Source organism: Paenarthrobacter sp. TE4293 (assembly GCF_050435325.1).
Classification (GTDB): Bacteria; Actinomycetota; Actinomycetes; order Actinomycetales; family Micrococcaceae; genus Arthrobacter; species Arthrobacter nitroguajacolicus_C.
In genome coordinates this window covers 317,524-334,353 of record NZ_JBNJRY010000001.1, presented here as the reverse complement: position 1 = coordinate 334,353, position 16,830 = coordinate 317,524, and the positions used below count along the sequence as shown (strand labels likewise).

19 protein-coding genes are annotated in these 16,830 nt (G+C 63.3%); 9 read left to right on the top strand and 10 right to left on the bottom strand.

The window, feature by feature from the left end:
- Window positions 1–4 precede the first annotated feature (4 nt).
- Together QF015_RS01590 and QF015_RS01585 are read right to left on the bottom strand one after the other, a co-directional pair.
- Window positions 5–769, bottom strand: coding sequence for an ABC transporter permease (locus QF015_RS01590; RefSeq protein ID WP_429386411.1), 765 nt, complete (start codon window positions 767–769; stop codon window positions 5–7).
- Complete coding sequence (locus QF015_RS01585) at window positions 766–1,731, bottom strand: ABC transporter ATP-binding protein (RefSeq protein ID WP_429386409.1); 966 nt, start codon at window positions 1,729–1,731, stop codon at window positions 766–768. Before QF015_RS01585 ends, QF015_RS01590 begins: the two co-directional genes overlap by 4 nt.
- A 109-nt stretch (window positions 1,732–1,840) precedes the next feature.
- Here QF015_RS01585 and QF015_RS01580 point away from each other — a divergent pair, with 109 nt between their 5' ends.
- The 6 genes from QF015_RS01580 to QF015_RS01555 are packed head-to-tail and all read left to right on the top strand — an operon-like array spanning window position 1,841 to window position 6,988.
- The gene (locus tag QF015_RS01580) at window positions 1,841–2,656 is read left to right on the top strand and encodes a helix-turn-helix transcriptional regulator (protein ID WP_429386407.1); all 816 of its coding nucleotides are present in this window, start codon (window positions 1,841–1,843) and stop codon (window positions 2,654–2,656) included.
- Entirely contained in the window at window positions 2,656–4,119 is a 1,464-nt protein-coding gene (gene sufB / locus QF015_RS01575; RefSeq protein ID WP_011774792.1) for a Fe-S cluster assembly protein SufB, read from the top strand. The genes QF015_RS01580 and sufB overlap by 1 nt, the downstream gene beginning before the upstream one ends.
- Before the next feature lie 2 nt (window positions 4,120–4,121).
- Window positions 4,122–5,435, top strand: coding sequence for a Fe-S cluster assembly protein SufD (sufD, locus tag QF015_RS01570; protein ID WP_429386405.1), 1,314 nt, complete (start codon window positions 4,122–4,124; stop codon window positions 5,433–5,435).
- A gap of 21 nt (window positions 5,436–5,456) precedes the next feature.
- Window positions 5,457–5,813 carry a non-heme iron oxygenase ferredoxin subunit gene (locus QF015_RS01565; RefSeq protein ID WP_017200887.1) on the top strand — a complete coding sequence of 119 codons (357 nt, stop codon included), beginning with the start codon at window positions 5,457–5,459 and terminating at the stop codon, window positions 5,811–5,813.
- Between the two features lie 43 nt (window positions 5,814–5,856).
- Window positions 5,857–6,642, top strand: coding sequence for a Fe-S cluster assembly ATPase SufC (gene sufC / locus QF015_RS01560; RefSeq protein WP_014921882.1), 786 nt, complete (start codon window positions 5,857–5,859; stop codon window positions 6,640–6,642).
- 13 nt (window positions 6,643–6,655) lie between these two features.
- Complete coding sequence (locus QF015_RS01555; protein ID WP_211712645.1) at window positions 6,656–6,988, top strand: metal-sulfur cluster assembly factor; 333 nt, start codon at window positions 6,656–6,658, stop codon at window positions 6,986–6,988.
- Window positions 6,989–7,074: 86 nt separating this feature from the next.
- Here QF015_RS01555 and ypfJ read toward each other — a convergent pair whose 3' ends face one another.
- Window positions 7,075–7,980, bottom strand: coding sequence for a KPN_02809 family neutral zinc metallopeptidase (gene ypfJ / locus QF015_RS01550; protein WP_310204872.1), 906 nt, complete (start codon window positions 7,978–7,980; stop codon window positions 7,075–7,077).
- A 61-nt stretch (window positions 7,981–8,041) separates the two neighbouring features.
- Between ypfJ and QF015_RS01545 the strand changes: the two genes are divergently transcribed.
- Both QF015_RS01545 and QF015_RS01540 read left to right on the top strand, forming a co-directional pair.
- Window positions 8,042–9,433 carry a class I adenylate-forming enzyme family protein gene (locus QF015_RS01545; protein ID WP_429386401.1) on the top strand — a complete coding sequence of 464 codons (1,392 nt, stop codon included), beginning with the start codon at window positions 8,042–8,044 and terminating at the stop codon, window positions 9,431–9,433.
- Window positions 9,405–10,628 (top strand): thiolase family protein, encoded by a 1,224-nt coding sequence (locus tag QF015_RS01540; RefSeq protein WP_429386399.1) that lies wholly within the window; start codon window positions 9,405–9,407, stop codon window positions 10,626–10,628. Before QF015_RS01545 ends, QF015_RS01540 begins: the two co-directional genes overlap by 29 nt.
- A gap of 10 nt (window positions 10,629–10,638) precedes the next feature.
- On the opposite strand, the gene QF015_RS01535 is transcribed toward QF015_RS01540, so the two are convergent.
- From QF015_RS01535 to QF015_RS01525, 3 genes are read right to left on the bottom strand one after another with little or no spacing between them, the layout of a single operon-like run.
- Window positions 10,639–11,280, bottom strand: coding sequence for an energy-coupling factor transporter transmembrane component T family protein (locus tag QF015_RS01535; RefSeq protein ID WP_310204863.1), 642 nt, complete (start codon window positions 11,278–11,280; stop codon window positions 10,639–10,641).
- Window positions 11,277–12,029 (bottom strand): energy-coupling factor ABC transporter ATP-binding protein, encoded by a 753-nt coding sequence (locus QF015_RS01530; protein ID WP_429386397.1) that lies wholly within the window; start codon window positions 12,027–12,029, stop codon window positions 11,277–11,279. Before QF015_RS01530 ends, QF015_RS01535 begins: the two co-directional genes overlap by 4 nt.
- Before the next feature lie 17 nt (window positions 12,030–12,046).
- Window positions 12,047–12,664 (bottom strand): biotin transporter BioY, encoded by a 618-nt coding sequence (locus tag QF015_RS01525; protein ID WP_310204858.1) that lies wholly within the window; start codon window positions 12,662–12,664, stop codon window positions 12,047–12,049.
- 279 nt (window positions 12,665–12,943) lie between these two features.
- Between QF015_RS01525 and QF015_RS01520 the strand changes: the two genes are divergently transcribed.
- Complete coding sequence (locus tag QF015_RS01520) at window positions 12,944–14,542, top strand: ABC-F family ATP-binding cassette domain-containing protein (protein WP_310204855.1); 1,599 nt, start codon at window positions 12,944–12,946, stop codon at window positions 14,540–14,542.
- Between the two features lie 144 nt (window positions 14,543–14,686).
- Here QF015_RS01520 and QF015_RS01515 read toward each other — a convergent pair whose 3' ends face one another.
- From QF015_RS01515 to QF015_RS01500, 4 genes are read right to left on the bottom strand one after another with little or no spacing between them, the layout of a single operon-like run.
- Window positions 14,687–15,154: a YbaK/EbsC family protein gene (locus QF015_RS01515; RefSeq protein ID WP_310204852.1), complete on the bottom strand. Its 468-nt coding sequence runs from the start codon at window positions 15,152–15,154 to the stop codon at window positions 14,687–14,689.
- A complete protein-coding gene (locus tag QF015_RS01510; protein WP_310204849.1) occupies window positions 15,155–16,021 on the bottom strand; it encodes an SURF1 family cytochrome oxidase biogenesis protein in 867 nt (288 codons plus the stop codon).
- Window positions 16,022–16,297: a hypothetical protein gene (locus tag QF015_RS01505; protein ID WP_429386393.1), complete on the bottom strand. Its 276-nt coding sequence runs from the start codon at window positions 16,295–16,297 to the stop codon at window positions 16,022–16,024.
- The gene (locus QF015_RS01500) at window positions 16,294–16,791 is read right to left on the bottom strand and encodes a DUF3099 domain-containing protein (RefSeq protein ID WP_429386391.1); all 498 of its coding nucleotides are present in this window, start codon (window positions 16,789–16,791) and stop codon (window positions 16,294–16,296) included. Before QF015_RS01500 ends, QF015_RS01505 begins: the two co-directional genes overlap by 4 nt.
- Window positions 16,792–16,830: the final 39 nt, after the last annotated feature.

The following is a 16,830-nucleotide window of genomic DNA, read 5'->3' as shown; positions in this document are numbered from 1 at the left end:
GGGTTTAGTTCCACTTGAACCAGCGGATGGCTGCAGCGCCGGCAAGTACGGTCCACAGCAGGAGGATCAGGACGGCCGGGAGCGGAACGGCGCCCAGCAGGAAGGCGTCCCGTAGCGCTTGGCCCAAGGCACCGGACGGAAGGAAGTGGACTATGCCCTGGAGAAGGCCGGGAAGGCGTTCGGACGGCACCACGATCCCACCCAGCGCCCCCAGCAGGATCCACAGCAGGTTGGTGATCGCTAGCGTAGCTTCCGGGCGAACCGTCCCCGCAACCAGAAGCCCAAGGGCGGTGAAGGCGGCGGCACCCAGGACCAACAGGCCCAGCCCGGGGAGCCAGGCCTCAGGCCGGGGCTGCCACCCCAGAATGCCGGCAATTGCACCAACCACAGCAACCTGCAGGAAAAGGATCACCAGCACAGCGAGGATTTTTCCGGCAATGAGGCCGCCCCGGCCGAGCGGAGTGGTGGACAGGAACCGGAGGACACCATAGCGCCGGTCAAATCCGGTGGCGATTCCCTGGCCGGTGAAGGCGGTGGACATCGCGCACAGGGCAAGAATTCCAGGCGTTGCGATGTCCACCCGGGAACCGCCCAGGCCATCGAGCAGGGGTGTCACGACGAGCCCGACCAATGCCATCAAGGGCAGCACGATCGCGAGGATCAGTTGCTCACCGTTCCGCAGCATGGTGATGGTCTCGTAGCGTCCCTGCTGCATGATCCGGCGTGGAAGTGAAGCCGGTCCTGCGTTGGGGGAGAGAAGCTTGCTCATCGGAGGTCCCTTCCGGAAATGTCCAGGAACACGTCTTCAAGGCTTCGGGCTTCCAGCCGCAGCGATGCGGGCATAATGTTCCGTTCCGCCCACCACGCAGTCAATGCTGCGAGGTCTTTCGGCGTGATCGCGCCCGTAATGGAGTAGCTCCCGGAGCGTGTCTCGGTCAGCTGAAGGCCGGCCCCCAGGGCGCCGGCGAAGTCGAGTCCGCCCGGCGCATCGAAATAGAGCGTTCGGTCCGTGACGGCAGTGTCCGTGGAGTGGTGGTGGCGCAGAAGTTCCGCCACGGTTCCCTCCACCACGTTATGGCCTCCGTCGATGATGTACACGTAGTCGGCAAGGCGCTCGGCATCGTCCATCAGGTGGGTGGTCAGGACGATACCCATCCCGGCGTCACGGAGCTCGGCAATCACATCGAAAACCATTTGGCGCGACTGTGGATCGAGTCCTGCGCTGGGTTCGTCCAGGAACAGGATCTCCGGGTTCCCCACCAGCGCCGCCGCCAGGGCGAGTCGTTGCTTTTGTCCGCCGGAGAGGCGTCGCACCCCGGTCCGGCTGAAATGGTTGATGCCGAGCCGCTCCACCAGGTCATCGACGTTCATGGGGTTTCGGTACATGCCGGCTACGTGCCGCAACAGCGGGATGGGACGGGCCGACGGCGGCAGCCCGCCGTCCTGGAGCATCACGCCTACGCGGGCCCTCAAGGTGGCGCCGGCAGTATCCGGGTCCTCGCCGAGGAGGGAAATTGTCCCGCCTGTTCGCTTCTGGAGTCCCTGGGCGCACTCCAGGGTGGTGGTCTTGCCGGCCCCGTTGGCACCCAACAGGGCGGTGACCTGGCCTCGCTCGGCCACTAAGGACAGTCCGCTGACCACCCGGAGCATTTTGCCGTCAAGGGAGGCCAAGGGGCCTACATCCTTAATGAGTCCGTCTATGGTGAGGACAGGGGATTCGGATGATCGCACCAGAGTATTCTACGTGAAGTAGTACGGTCACACTTGGCGGGCAGTCCAGGTCAGCCTTGCCTTACTGGATGCGTGAAACAAATTACGACATGATTGTGTTGTGTATTCCATGAGCAGTCCAGTATCCATGCCTTCAAAGCGGCATGCGGCAGGAGCCTTCCCGGCCCCGCCTGCGCTGCCGGACGCGGACGACCGCACCCGGGACCGCGTCCTGAGCGCCGTCCTGGAGAATGGCCCAGTGAGCGCCGCCGAACTTGGCGATCTCCTCGGCTTCACGCCAGCGGCAGTCCGCCGGCACCTTGACCACTTGGAACGCAGCGGCGTCATCGAAGTCAAGCGCGTGGCCAAGGCCGGTTCCGGCGCGGGCCGCCCCGCACGCCGGTACGTCCTGAGTTCCCAAGGCCAGTCCACCCTCGGCGATGACTACCTGAACATCGCCAGTTCTGCACTGAGGCGCCTTCAGGAACTCGCCGGTGAGGACGCCGTCCGCGAGTATGCGGAAGAGCGTTTCTCGGACATGGAACAGCGTTACGCCCCGGAGGTCGACGCCGCGGGGGACGACATCACCGCCCGGGCGATGGCACTTTCCCGGGCCCTGAGCCGGGACCGCTTTGTTGCTTCGGCCCATTCCATCGAGGCCAAGGCCCCGTTGCCGGCCGCACTGTCCAGTGTCCAGCTATGCCAGGGCCACTGCCCCATCCAGAGGCTCGCTGCGGAGTTCCCGGTGTTTTGCGACACCGAGACCAAGGTGTTCTCACGCTTGGTCGGCGTCGATGTCCGGCGGCTTTCCACGCTTGCGCAGGGTGGACATGTCTGCACAACCCATATACCTACCGGGCGCCCGGCTGCCACGGCATCCCAGGATGTCGCAGAGCAGTCCGGGAATCCGTACCAGGAATCAAACAACCAGCAAGAAAGGCCGTGATGACGGACCAAATAGCAGAGAAAGCGGTAGCTGACGGCACTGTGATCTCGGAGATTCTGGAGAAGAATCCCGAACTGCACGGTATCGGAAACTACGAGTACGGCTGGGCCGACAAGAACGACGTAGGCGCCAATGCCCGTCGTGGCCTCAACGAGGAGGTTGTCCGCGACATCTCCTCGAAGAAGAACGAGCCCGAATGGATGCTCGATCTGCGCCTCAAGGGCCTGAAGTACTTCGATCGCAAGCCCATGCCTACCTGGGGTGCAGACCTCTCCGGCATCGACTTCGACAACATCAAATACTTCGTGCGTTCCACGGAGAAGCAGGCTGCAACGTGGGAAGACCTCCCCGAGGACATCCGGAACACCTACGAAAAGCTGGGTATCCCGGAAGCTGAGCGCAGCCGCCTTGTCTCCGGTGTCGCAGCCCAGTACGAGTCCGAGGTTGTCTACCACCAGATCCGTGAGGACCTGGAAGCCCAGGGCGTCATCTTCCTGGACACTGACACCGCCCTGCGCGAGCACCCGGAGATCTTCCAGGAGTACTTCGGAACCATCATCCCCGTGGGTGACAACAAGTTCGCTTCGCTGAACACGGCCGTGTGGTCCGGCGGTTCCTTCGTGTACGTGCCCAAGGGCGTTCACGTGGACATCCCGCTGCAGGCCTACTTCCGCATCAACACGGAAAACATGGGCCAGTTCGAGCGCACGCTGATCATCGCCGATGAAGACTCATATGTTCACTACATTGAGGGCTGCACGGCTCCGATCTACACCTCGGACTCGCTGCACTCTGCCGTGGTGGAGATCATCGTGAAGAAGGGCGCCCGCGTCCGTTACACGACCATCCAGAACTGGTCCACCAACGTGTACAACCTCGTCACCAAGCGTGCCATCTGCGAAGAGGGCGCCACCATGGAGTGGATCGATGGCAACATCGGTTCCAAGGTGACCATGAAGTACCCGGCCGTCTACCTTGTTGGCGAGCACGCCAAGGGTGAGACCCTGTCCATCGCCTTCGCCGGCGAGGGCCAGCACCAGGACACCGGATCCAAGATGGTGCACATCGCACCGAACACCAAGAGCTCCATCATTTCCAAGTCCGTGGCCCGTGGTGGCGGCCGCGCTGCCTACCGCGGCCTGGTCCAGGTCCGGGAGGGTGCCAAGCACTCGGCCAACACGGTCCGTTGTGATGCCCTCCTGGTGGATACCATTTCCCGTTCGGATACGTACCCGTACATCGACATCCGCGAAGATGACGTCGTCATGGGCCACGAGGCCACCGTTTCACGCGTCAGCGAAGAGCAGCTCTTCTATCTGATGTCCCGCGGCATGCCCGAGGACGAGGCCATGGCCATGATCGTGCGCGGCTTCATCGAGCCGATCGCCCGCGAATTGCCCATGGAATACGCTCTTGAGCTGAACCGCCTGATTGAACTGCAGATGGAAGGGTCCGTCGGTTAACAATGACTGATATCACTACTGAAAAGGCGCGCATCGGCGCGCCCTCGGCCCAGCCGTTTATCAACGGCTTCACCGAGGAAGGCGAGAACCTTTCGCCCGTGAACACCGGAACAAACACCAGCACGACGTCGGAGCAGCCTTCTGCTGGTCCGCTGGCCGGCGCTTCCGCCAAGAGCCACTCGCATGGTGGCGGCGTAGGCATCCCGGACAGCTCCCGTGCAGGGCGCCTCACGTCATACAAGCTCGCGGACTTCACGCCCCTGAACGGCCTTGAAGAAGACTGGCGCTTCACCCCGCTGAAGCGCCTGCGCGGCCTCCACACCGAAGTCCTCAACGGGGCTGCGCCTGCCCTCAGCGTTACCGCACCGGCCGGCGTCGTCGTTGAGACCGTGGGCCGCGACGACCAGCGCATTGGTCAGGCCGCCATCCCGGAGGACCTCGTATCCGCCAACGCCTGGGAGAACTTCTCCGAAGCTACGGTCGTCACCGTCCCTGCCGAGCTGCAGGCTGAAAGCGAAGTCTCCGTCCTGATCACGGGCTCCTCAGAGGCACCGTCCGCACAGCACATCGTGATTGTGGCAGAACGCTTCTCCAAGGCCGTCGTTGTCCTGGACCACCAGGGCACCGCCGTTGTCTCCGAGAATGTGGAGATCATCGTCGAGGACGGCGCTGAGCTGACCGTTGTCTCCCTTCAGGAATGGGCCGACAACGCCGTCCACGCGTCATCGCAGCAGGCAAAAATCGGCCGCGATGCCAAGTTCAAGCACATCGTGGTCAGCCTTGGCGGCGACCTCGTTCGCGTCACGCCCTCCACGCGCTTTACCGCGCCTGGTGCCGACGTCGAGATGTTCGGCCTGTACTTTGCCGATGCCGGACAGCACCTTGAACAGCGTCTCTTCGTCGACCACGCAGTGGCCAACTGCAAGTCCCGGGTTCTCTACAAGGGCGCTCTTCAGGGCCGCAACGCACACAGCGTGTGGGTTGGCGACGTCCTGATCCGTAAGGAAGCAGAAGGCACGGACACCTACGAGGCCAACCGCAACCTGGTGCTCACGGACGGCGCCCGCGCCGACTCCGTGCCCAACCTCGAAATTGAAACCGGCTTGATTGAAGGCGCCGGCCATGCCAGCGCCACCGGCCGGTTCGATGACGAACACCTGTTCTACCTCATGGCCCGCGGCATCCCCGAAAAGGTGGCCCGCCGCCTGGTGGTCCGAGGCTTCCTCAACGAGATCATCCAGCAGATCAAGGTCCCGGCAATCGAAGATCGCCTGACCGCAGCTGTTGAGCGCGAACTCGCCGCGACCGACAACTAAGACAGGCCAGGCAGAGTAACCATGAGTGAAGAAACCAAGGGCGAACTGGTATGCAACGCCAATGACATCCAGGTCAAGCAAGCGCTGCGCGTCCTGATTGATGACTACCCCGTAGCCATCGTGAAGGACTCGATGGGCGACATCCACGCCATCGCCGATACCTGCTCGCACGCGGACATCTCCTTGTCCGAGGGTGAAGTTGAAGGCTGCGCCATCGAATGCTGGGGGCATGGCTCCCAGTTCGACCTGCGCAGCGGACAGCCGCTCCAGCTGCCTGCTTATGACCCCGTCCCCGTTTTCGCCGTCACCATCGACGGAGACGACGTTTATGTGGACGTGACCAATGTTGTGAACGGCGCCTCGGTAGACCACTACTGAGCGCCCAGTACCGCCAGACTTACGAACGGAAAGAAAGAAGAGCATGTCAACTCTTGAAATCAAGGACCTGCACGTCAGCATCGAGACGGAGCAGGGCACCAAGGAGATCCTGAAGGGCGTCAGCCTCACCATCAAGACTGGTGAAACGCACGCCATTATGGGCCCCAACGGCTCGGGCAAGTCAACCCTCGCCTCCACCATTGCCGGTCACCCTCGCTACAACGTCACCAGCGGTACCATCACGCTTGACGGCGAAGACGTCTTGGAGATGAGCGTCGACGAGCGCGCCCGCGCAGGTGTCTTCCTGGCCATGCAGTACCCGGTAGAGGTTCCCGGCGTCACCATGACCAACTTCCTGCGCACCGCCAAGACGGCAATCGACGGCGAAGCACCCGCACTTCGCACGTGGACCAAGGACGTCAAGGCTGCCATGCAGCAGCTCCGCATCGATGCCGACTTCGCACAGCGCAACGTCAACGAAGGCTTCTCCGGCGGCGAAAAGAAGCGCGTCGAAATCCTTCAGCTCGAACTCTTCAAGCCGAAGTTCGCCATCCTTGACGAGACGGACTCCGGCCTGGACGTCGACGCCTTGAAGGTTGTTTCCGAGGGCGTTAACCGTGCTCACGAAGAGGGCAACATGGGCACGCTGCTCATCACCCACTACACCCGTATCCTGCGCTACATCAAGCCGGACTTCGTCCACGTATTCGTTGACGGCAAGGTTGTTGAAGAGGGCGGCCCCGAGCTCGCCGACCGCCTTGAAGACGAGGGCTACGACCGCTACGCCCCGGGTGCCGGCGTTGCCGTTGCTCCTGCCGTGCAGGCCTAGTTAGGATCGTTCCATGACCGAAATCAACACGGCGCGCACCAGCCTCGAAGATGTCGAGGAAGCGCTCAAGGACGTGATCGACCCGGAACTCGGCGTCAACGTGGTGGACCTGGGCCTTCTTTACGGGCTCAAGTACTCTGAAGAAGACGGCGCGCTCCTGATCGATATGACGCTGACCACGGCGGCTTGCCCGCTGACGGACGTCCTCGAAGAGCAGGTTGGCAAGTCCCTCGACGGCGTCGTTGATGATTGGCGCCTCAACTGGGTTTGGATGCCGCCATGGGGTCCCGAGCGGATCACCGACGACGGCAAGGACCAGATGCGGGCCCTGGGCTTCAACATCTGATCTCTCGAAGCCCAACCAACGGGCAAACAAAAGGAGGGGTTCCGGGCTATTTGCCCGGAACCCCTCCTTTTCCCTTCGCTCAAGCTTTAAGGCGCAGCCACTCCGAACGTGTCGCACTTGTTGATGTCCCCGGTGGTGTACCCCTGGTAGAACCATTTCTGCCGCTGCTCGCTGGAGCCGTGCGTCCATGACTCGGGCGAGACCCGGCCTGTCGCGGCTTCCTGGATGCGGTCGTCTCCGACGGCGGAAGCGGCGGAGAGCGCGTCCTGCAAGTCCTGCTCGGTCAGGGGATCGAGGAACGGCTTGCCGCCCGCATCCGTCTGCGTCGTAGCGTGGCGGACCCACAATCCTGCATAGCAGTCAGCTTGAAGCTCCACCCTGACCGCACCCGACTGGGGGCCTTGGGGATCCTGCTGCGCCTGGTCCAGGTTTCCGAGGAGGTTCTGGACGTGGTGCCCGAATTCGTGAGCCACCACGTACTCCTGCGCCAAGGGACCACCGGAGGAGCCAAACCGGGTCACCAGCTCATCGAAGAAGCCGGGGTCGAAGTAGGCAGTCGTGTCGGCAGGACAGTAGAAGGGACCCACTGCGCTGGTGGCTGCACCGCAGCCTGTGTTGGTGGCCTCGGTGAAGATGACAGTCTTCGGCCGCGGGTACTGGACGTTGTAGTCAGCCAGATAGCCGGGCCAGAAAGCATTGAGGCTGTTCACCGTGCCGGTGATCCGGCAGTCCAGGCGTTTGTCCGCGTCGGCACCGGTCTGGCATTCCTGGACGCCACCGGCGCCTGCACTGCCGCCGTCGACGGCGGGTGGCTGGCTTCCGCCCCCGGTCAGGTCTCCAAGAATGTTGGGATTGATGCCGAAAAGTGCCAGCAGCAGCACCACAATGCCGCCACCAATCCCGCCGCCGATCTTTGTCCCGCGGCCCATGCCACTGCCACGTCGGTCCTCCACCTGGGAGGGGTCAAGCTGTGCGCCGTCATTGAAACTCATACAGTCAGAATATGCGTCACTTATGGTGCCTGGTGCCAGACACTGCCGTAAAATTGCTTGGATGCCTTTCCTGGACAAACTTCAGCTTTGGGCCGACGAGCGCCCCCACGACACCGCCGTCGTGGTGGGCACCAGCCGGCTCACCTGGGCGGGACTCCGCGACGCCGCAACGATGCTGCTGCAGAACACTGCGGACATTACTGTCCTCGCCGAACCAAACTCTGCCCGTTTCGTGGAGCGCTACGTGGCGGCCGTTGCCGGGGACCGACGTTGTGCGGTGCTCGACCCGGAATGGCCGCTGCCGTTGATCCAGGAAGTGGCGGCGCGGATTGGCGGAGCCGGGAAGCGCACCGACACGCAGTTGGTGGATGGGAACGCTGGCAGTACCTTCCTCATCGGCCTCACCTCGGGCACCACCTCGGTTCCCAAGGCCTTCACGCGTTCGCGCAGTTCCTGGCAGGTGTCGTTCGAGGCGTCCATTGAGTTTTTCGGCCTCTCGCAGGAGGACCGCACCTTGGCGACGGGACCTCTCTCTGCCAGCCTCAACCTCTACGCCCTCTCGGAATGCCTTTACGCCGGCGCTGCGTTCCACACCCTTGAATCATTTGATGTTGGAGCCGCACATGCGGCGATCACCCACGATGGCATCACCCGCTTGGTTTTGGTGCCCACCATGCTGCGATTGCTCAGTGAGCGGGGCTTGGCCGGGGAGGTGGACGCATCCGGCATCCGGAGTATCGTTTGCGCCGGCTCCAAGCTGGACGCCCGGACGTTGGAAGCGGCCCGGCGGTGGGCGCCACACGCGGCCATCTTCGAATATTACGGTGCTTCCGAACTGAGCTTCGTCTCAGGCACGCGACTGGCCGCCGGTGAGCCGCTGGACGCCGGCGGAACAGGAATCGGGCTGCCCTTCCCGGGAGTGGAACTGCGCATTCTCGACGACTCAGGCCGCCCCCTTCCCGAGGGAGGGCACGGCAACATCTGCGTCCGCAGCGGAATGGTCAGCAACGGTTACCTCTGGGGCGATGATGGTCAAGCCCTCAGGTGCCTCGATGGTTGGTACACGGTGGGCGACCAAGGTTACCTGGAGGAAGGTACCCTGCACATACTGGGCCGAAGATCGGACATGATCATTACCTCGGGTAAGAACGTCTACCCCCATGAGGTTGAACTTGCCCTCGCTTCGGTTCCGGGTATCGAGATTGCCGTGGCAGCCGGAGCTCCTGACGATATTCGCGGCCAGAAGGTGATTGCCGGCGTCGTGCCGTCCTACGGCGCTGTCACCGCGATACAACTCCGCAGCGGCCTGGATGGACTGTTGGCCCGTGACAAAAGGCCGTTGCAGTACTACGTGCTGTCAGAGTTGCCGGTGACGGACCGCGGCAAAGTCAGCAGGATGGTCCTTCTGGACTGGATCAAGAACCATGACGCCCGGGCCCAGCCACTTGGCTAGCGCGGACAGCCGCCCCTGGGGTGTCGACGACTCCCGCCAGCCGGTCATTGTGGGAGCCTTCCGCTCGCCGATTTGCCGAGCCAACGGCAGGTTGAAGCACCTCCGCGCCCACGACCTCCTGGCACCGGTCTTGAGGTCACTGCTGGACGCCCTGGCAGTTGATCCCGGTGACGTGGACGATGTCATCGTCGGAAATGCCGTGGGCGGGGGAGGAAATGTGGCCAGATACGCCGCGCTCCAAGCCGGACTGCCGGTTTCCGTCCCGGGCCTCACCGTGGACCGGCAATGCGGGTCCGGCCTGGACGCGATTGCACTGGCATCAAAGCTGGTGGCGGCCGGTGGCGATCCCCTGTATCTGGCCGGCGGGGTGGAAAGCATCAGCACTGCACCTGCTCGGGCCACCAGGAACGACGACGGCGGGCTGGACTTCTACACGCGCGCCACGTTCGTGCCGGAGCAGTTTGGCGATCCGGACATGGGCGTCGCCGCGGAGAACGTCGCGCGCCACGCGGGAGTGACACGGGAACAGCAGGATGAGTATGCGCTCCGAAGCCATCGCCGCGCGGCTGAAGCGGCCAGGGAAGGCAGGTTCGACGCCGAGGTCGTTCCGGTGGACAGCAACGGGACCATGGTGGTTTCCGACGACGGCCCCCGGGGCTCGCTGCGGGAGTCAACCATGGCACGGTTTCCTGCTGCCTTCGTGCCCGGCGGAACGGTAACGGCAGGGAACTCTTGCTTCGACGCCGACGCTGCGTCCGCCGTCGTCATCACCTCCCTGAAGCGTGCGCGCGCCATGGGGGCGACGGACGGACTCTTGGTCCTGGGGTGCGACACCGCAGGGGTTGATCCCCAACTCCTCGGGATCGGCGCGGCCCGCGCAGCCCAACGCCTTTTAACACAGCATGATGTGCCGGCCGGGAGGGTGGATCTCATCGAGTTCAATGAAGCCTTCGCTTCCCAGACCATTGCGTGCCTGGACCATCTGGGCATCAGCCCGGAGCGGGCAAACCTCGACGGCGGCGCGCTGGCACTGGGCCATGGTTACGGAGCTTCGGGTGCAGTTCTGGTGACACGGTTGTTGGCCCAGTCACGAAGCCGCTACTCGGAGCGGGGCGTGAGCCCGCTGGCATTGGCGATGATCAGCATCGCCGGTGGCATGGGCACGGCAGCGCTGCTGGAGTACTCCCGGCTCTAATTCTCCTCCATCAAGAGGTGGCCGTGGTGGCGTCATCGGGTTCACCCAGACCCCGTGCAGCCAAAGCATCACCGGTCTGCCGTGCATAACCCACCGTGGCAATAAAGACCGGGAGGACAAGGGCCCTCGGATTGCGTTCCAGCCCGCGGGCCCGTGCCGAGTCCCGCACGTCCGAGAAGACGCCTGCTATGAAAGGGATACTCCGCAGCATCACCGCGATGGTCAAAGCGAAGCGTTCGGGGTCTGCGCCGAAACGCCTGAAGGGCCTGGCGAGGGCAACCACCCCGTCCAGCAGTTTCTGGACGGGAGTCGTGGCGGTGAGCACCGACGCAGCTATGACGCACACCAGGACATTCAGCACGATGCGTGCGGCTGTGGGCCCACCGAGCTGCCACCACTGGAAGAGTCCGATGACGGACACTATCGGCGCGACCATCCAGACAGCCTTCATGAGCCTTCGCATCCCGGCCCCACTCAGCAGGAACAGGGCGCACATAACGAGGAGCACGGACAGTGAAACGACCCAGTCGACCATCAGGAACGATGCCGCCCCGCAGGCCGCCACCACCAGGAATTTGAGCCAAAGGGGAGTGCGGTGGATGATCGAGTTTCCACGGACGTAGTTGGCGATCAGGAATCCGTGGCCCCTCACGTCGGCGCTCCGCCCGTCACTGGCCCACTCAGCGCATCCCCGTCCACACCAACCGCGCACAGCGCACGGTACCGGGCCACGCCCTCGGCCGCACCGCCGTCGAACACGACGCGCCCGGACTCCACCACCAGAACGCGGTCCATATCAAGGGCAAGGTCCAAATCGTGGGTGGACATGATGACCTGCTGCTCCAAGCCGGCGACAGTACGCCGCAGGAGTTCGCGGTTCCGGAGGTCCAGAAGAGTGGACGGCTCGTCGAGGACCAGCACCGTGGGGTCGACAGCGAGCACAGCGGCCAAGGCCAAAAGTTGCCGCTCGCCGCCTGAAAGCTCGTAAATGCTTTGATCGGCGAGATGAAGCAGTCCAAAACGATCCAGCACGGCTTCGGCACGGGCGGACCGTTCCTTGGAATTCCTGATGGAACGGCGCAAAGACAACTCCACGTCTTCCCGCCCGGTGGGCATCACCAACTGAGACAGGGGATCGGTGAAGACGAAACCCACGGTGCTTCGAACCTTGCGGACAGCTGCCACGGTGTCGTCGCCGTGGACCGAAACCGTGCCTTCGCTCGGTTCAACCAAGCCATTGAGGAGCCGCAACAGAGTGGACTTCCCGGATCCGTTGGCACCGATCACCCCAATCCGATGCTCAGGGAGGTCCAGGGAAACAGTGTGCAGCAGGGTCTTCGAGGCATCGCTGCCATCGACCGTGACGCGTACCGAGACGTTGCTGAAGCTGATGGAATTCATTAAGTGACTGTTTCGCTTTACTTGACCCGACGTACAAGGACATCCGGGAAGGCCTTGTGGATGGCCATGGCGATGATCACAGCCAGCACATTCTTCAGGATATCGCCGGGGACGAAAGGAAGGTCGGCGAGGACGGCCTTGGAAAAGTCCAACCGTGCATTGACCATCATGCCCACAACACCCAGGCCGTGGATGATGACGATGCTGCTTGCCATTGTGGCGGCGAAGAGCCAGAGGGCGCGGAACTTGACTGTCCTGCGGATAACGATCGCTGCCAGATAACCGGTGGCCGCTGCTGCCAGGGGGAACGCGACGATGTACCCGGCAGAGGGAGTTGCCAGGATCCCCAAACCGCTCCGGCCACCGCTGAAGATCGGCAGCCCCGCGAGGCCCAGCAACACATAAAGCCCGACGGCGGCGAAACCGCGTCCGGCGCCGAGAACCAGGCCGCTCAGCATCACAGTCAGGGTCACCAGGGTGATGGGAACGCCCAGCGCGCCGACCGGAATGCCGGGGACAATCGAGGAGGCTGCCACGAGGGCCGCGAAAACCGCGATGAGGCCGATGTCGGTAGCGGTCCAGCGCTTACGGGATGACGGTGTTCGTTGCGTGACAGCAGCGTTGGTCTGGCTCATGAGGGGTCCAATCGGGTGTGGTGCGATGCGAAGTAAGTGGAGCTTCAACTCCCTGCATTTGAGACTACGGATGCCAGGCAGGACCGTTTTTGGAGCGTTTCCACAAACCGGAACGGAAGTTCTTTGACGGGTGGCACAGTTTCCTCCTTCGGGCGCCGATGTCACCCCAAGGCCAGGGTGCCGGTAGACTTGAACAGGCTGTTCCCACGGCCGCCCCCGCCGCACTTATCGGACCCGCCGGTCCCCGCGAGCGTTCCCCATTGAAAGGCATCACCCGAATTGATTACCGTCCAGGACCTTGAACTCCGCGCCGGCGCACGCCTGCTCATGGACCAGGTTAACTTCCGGGTGGACAAAGGGGACAAAATCGGACTGGTCGGACGCAACGGCGCCGGCAAGACCACTCTTACCCGCGTTCTCGCAGGGGAGGGCCTTCCGGCCGGCGGCAAAGTAACCCGCAGTGGCGAGATCGGCTACCTGCCGCAGGACCCCCGGACCCCCGACATGGAGCAGCTCGCCCGGGACCGCATCCTTTCCGCCCGCGGGCTGGACGTCGTGGTCGGCAAACTCAAAAAGGCCCACGATGAGATGGCCAGTGACGACGCCGCCATCCAGCGCAAGGCCATGAACCGCTACGACCGCCTCGAAGCCGAGTTCATCGCCGGAGGCGGTTACGCCGCAGAGGCTGAAGCCGCTGCGATCTCCTCCAACCTCGCACTGCCCGACCGCCTCCTCAACCAGCCGCTGAAGACCCTCTCAGGCGGCCAGCGCCGACGCGTCGAATTGGCCCGCATTCTGTACTCGGATGCCGAGACCCTGCTCCTTGACGAGCCCACCAACCACCTCGATGCCGACTCCATCACCTGGCTTCGGGACTTCCTGAAGAACCACCAAGGTGGTCTGATTGTCATCAGCCACGACACCGAGCTGCTCGAAGCGACGGTGAACAAGGTGTATCTGCTTGATGCCAACCGCGCCCAGATCGATTACTACAACATGGACTGGAAGCGCTACTTGCTCCAGCGTGAAACGGACGAGCGGGCCAGGAAGCGCGAACGCGCAAATGCCGAAAAGAAGGCCCAGGTCCTGATCGACCAAGCCAACAAGATGCGCGCAAAGGCCACGAAGGCCGTAGCAGCCCAGAACATGGCCAAGCGTGCCGAACGGCTCCTGAGCGGATTGGAAGCCGTGCGGGAAAACGATCGCGTAGCCGCATTGCGCTTCCCCGATCCCTCGCCCTGTGGCAAGACCCCGCTGACGGCCGAAGGCCTCAGCAAGTCGTACGGTTCGCTGGAGATCTTCACGGACGTGGATCTGGCCATTGACCGCGGCTCCAAGGTTGTCATCCTTGGCCTGAACGGTGCCGGCAAAACCACGCTGCTGCGCATGCTGGCGGGCGTCGACAAACCCGACACGGGCGACATCATCCCCGGCCACGGCCTCAAGGTGGGCTACTACGCCCAGGAACATGAAACCCTCGACGTCGACCGCACCGTCCTGGAGAACATGCGTTCATCGGCGCCGGATATGAAGGATGCGGAGGTCCGCGGCATCCTGGGCTCGTTCCTGTTCTCCGGAGACGACGTCGACAAGCCTGCAGGTGTTCTCTCCGGCGGTGAGAAGACCCGCCTGGCACTCGCCACCATCGTCGCTTCCAGCGCCAACGTCCTGCTCCTCGATGAGCCCACCAACAACCTGGACCCCGCCAGCCGTGCGGAAATCCTGGGCGCGCTCAAGAACTACAGTGGCGCCGTCGTCATGGTCAGCCACGACGAAGGTGCGGTGTCAGCGCTGAACCCGGAACGCGTCGTGCTGCTGCCGGACGGCGTGGAAGACCACTGGAACGAAGACTACCTGGACCTCATTACGCTGGCTTAAGCCCCGCTTGGCCGTCCGCTGCGCGCTACTCGTGTCCGCTGCGCGGCGCGCTTGATCTGCCGCGTGCTCGCTCGTTCCTCGTTTGGACGCGCGCTACGCAGATCAACCGCGTCGCTTCGCCCGGGCAAGTGGCCTTCGCGCGGCCTAGCGGACTTGCAGTGGTTCCGCGGAGGTGATGCGCGCCAGTTCTTCGTAGCTGATGGAGAACATGGAGTTGTGGTCTCCGGCTCCGGCCCAGAGCAGTGGGTATTCCCGCAGCGAGGTGTCCAGAATGGTCCTTATAGGCCGGGGGTGGCCCACTGGGGCTACACCTCCTACTTCCTGGCCGGTGTGTTCCAGTACGAAGTCCGGCGTTGCGCGCCGGATCTTTCCACTTCCCAGCTGATCTGCCACCAACGCCGTATCTACTCTTGCCGCGCCGCTGGCAAGGATGAGCAGGGGTGCGCCGTCGAGCTCGAAGATCAGGCTGTTGGTGATCGCGGCGACCTCGCACCCCAGGACCGACGCAGCTGCGGCCGCCGTCGGAACCTTGTCCTCGAAGATTTGCACCGTGTCCGAAACTCCGGCGGCAGTCAGGGCAGATTTCACGTTCAGTACAGGATCCGGAATCATTCAGTACCCTTGGGCGTCCAGGATAGCGTCTTCCTCTTCTTCGGACGTGGCACGCTTGTTCTTCCGCGGAGCGGGAGTCCGCTTTTTCGGCGTGCCCCCGGCTGCCATGATCTGCTCATCTTCTTCTTCCTCGGCATCGATGGCAGCATTGCGGGCTTGTTGCCGTGCTGCGTAGCCGAATCCGATGAACATCAGGACGCCGAAAGCGAACCACTGCAGGGAGTAGGAAAGGTGCGTGCCCTCTTCAGTGGCCGGCTTGGGGAAGGGGGTGGGCATCGGTTGCACCGCAGGATCTTCGCTGGCCAGCTGCCCGTAGGCACCCGTGGCAATAGGGTAGGGGAGTTCCCCGGCAAAACTGGCCAGGTCAATGGACGCCAACTGCCCGTCCACAGCCCCACGGTCCAGTTTCGGTTCGGCAGGTTTGAGCCGGGCCACCACGGTGACCTCGCCCGTGGGAGGTGCCGGCACGACGTCAGGACGGCCGGGAGTGTTGTTGCCAATGGGCAGCCATCCGCGGTCAATCACCACCGCTTCGCCGGTGGTCAGGCGGAAAGGAACGACGACGTCGTAGCCGGGCTGCCCATTCAGCGGCCGGTTACGGACAACCCGCTGGCCCTCAAGGTCGTAGCTGCCGCGCAACTGAACCTGTGTCCATTCCCTTTCAGGGTCCAAGGCGTGGAACTGGTCCTTGATCTCCGGGTAGGGGATGGGCGTGGCTGAGTAGTTACTGACTACGCGGTTGATCTCGGCCAGGGTCTCGGCGCGCCGGTCCATCTGCCAGCGGCCCAGGAAAACGCAGGCAGTGGCGAAGATGACGGCCAGGACGAAGTACCCCAGCCACTTGCTGGAGAAAAGAAAACGGTACATTCAGCCGGCCTCGTTCGTTGCAGCTTCGCTGGCCGTGAAGGGCAGGGTTTCTTTCCACAGACCCCGGGTGGACAAGTAATCCTCCAGCCACTCCCGGTGGTCTCCGCACGAAAGCCACACCTTTCGCCGTTCGGGGGTGTGGATGCGGGGGTTGTTCCACAGGAGCTGCCACTCGGCCACCGAACGGCAGCCCTTACGCGAGCACACCGCCGGCGCCGCGTCACGTCCAGGCTCCTGGCCTGCCGCACCTTGGCCGCCAAGATTAAAGATGTTCATGAAGCCGCCCGTTCGTCGCCGGGGTGTCCGGCCTCGCTTGTCCGGCCCGTCGCGGGGCCCTCTTGATTGCTTGCCGGTTCGTCATCCACCAGTTCGCCCTGGAGCACCGTGGGCGTGTCAACAGGGACTTCTTCCGGCTGGTCCGAGCGCCCCAGTTCCGGAACTGCGACGTAGTCCAGCAGGGATTCGCTGTGGTCCTCCGCCTTGTCGTTGCCGTTGGCGATCACCACGGCGATCCACGGAAGGAACACGGCCCCGGCGATCGCAATCATCTTGAACCAGCCATCAACCACAAAGATGAGGACGATGCAGACCATGCGGATGCCCATGGCTACCGCGTACTTGATCATGCGCTCACGCATGTCTTCGGAGTGGGCCGCAGCGGCGTCGGTGATGCTGTGGACCTCAGGGTCGCCGGAAGTAGCGTCCGGGTCCCCGGGCACTTGCTGCAGGGGAATGTTGTCTCGTGTCACAACTGAATCATCACGCTCCAAAGGCCTCTCTCAATTCTCTCACCAAGGCCTTGGGGGCCC

Coding starts and splice junctions, on each gene's coding strand:
- QF015_RS01540 (WP_429386399.1), top strand. CDS start 9,405: ATGACGCCCGGGCCCAGCCACTTGGCTAGCGCGGACAGCCGCCCCTGG.
- QF015_RS01505 (WP_429386393.1), bottom strand. CDS start 16,297: ATGAACATCTTTAATCTTGGCGGCCAAGGTGCGGCAGGCCAGGAGCCT.
- QF015_RS01565 (WP_017200887.1), top strand. CDS start 5,457: ATGAGTGAAGAAACCAAGGGCGAACTGGTATGCAACGCCAATGACATC.
- sufC (WP_014921882.1), top strand. CDS start 5,857: ATGTCAACTCTTGAAATCAAGGACCTGCACGTCAGCATCGAGACGGAG.
- QF015_RS01580 (WP_429386407.1), top strand. CDS start 1,841: ATGAGCAGTCCAGTATCCATGCCTTCAAAGCGGCATGCGGCAGGAGCC.
- QF015_RS01510 (WP_310204849.1), bottom strand. CDS start 16,021: ATGTACCGTTTTCTTTTCTCCAGCAAGTGGCTGGGGTACTTCGTCCTG.
- QF015_RS01590 (WP_429386411.1), bottom strand. CDS start 769: ATGAGCAAGCTTCTCTCCCCCAACGCAGGACCGGCTTCACTTCCACGC.
- QF015_RS01515 (WP_310204852.1), bottom strand. CDS start 15,154: ATGATTCCGGATCCTGTACTGAACGTGAAATCTGCCCTGACTGCCGCC.
- QF015_RS01525 (WP_310204858.1), bottom strand. CDS start 12,664: ATGAGCCAGACCAACGCTGCTGTCACGCAACGAACACCGTCATCCCGT.
- QF015_RS01530 (WP_429386397.1), bottom strand. CDS start 12,029: ATGAATTCCATCAGCTTCAGCAACGTCTCGGTACGCGTCACGGTCGAT.
- QF015_RS01545 (WP_429386401.1), top strand. CDS start 8,042: ATGCCTTTCCTGGACAAACTTCAGCTTTGGGCCGACGAGCGCCCCCAC.
- sufB (WP_011774792.1), top strand. CDS start 2,656: ATGACGGACCAAATAGCAGAGAAAGCGGTAGCTGACGGCACTGTGATC.
- sufD (WP_429386405.1), top strand. CDS start 4,122: ATGACTGATATCACTACTGAAAAGGCGCGCATCGGCGCGCCCTCGGCC.
- ypfJ (WP_310204872.1), bottom strand. CDS start 7,980: ATGAGTTTCAATGACGGCGCACAGCTTGACCCCTCCCAGGTGGAGGAC.
- QF015_RS01555 (WP_211712645.1), top strand. CDS start 6,656: ATGACCGAAATCAACACGGCGCGCACCAGCCTCGAAGATGTCGAGGAA.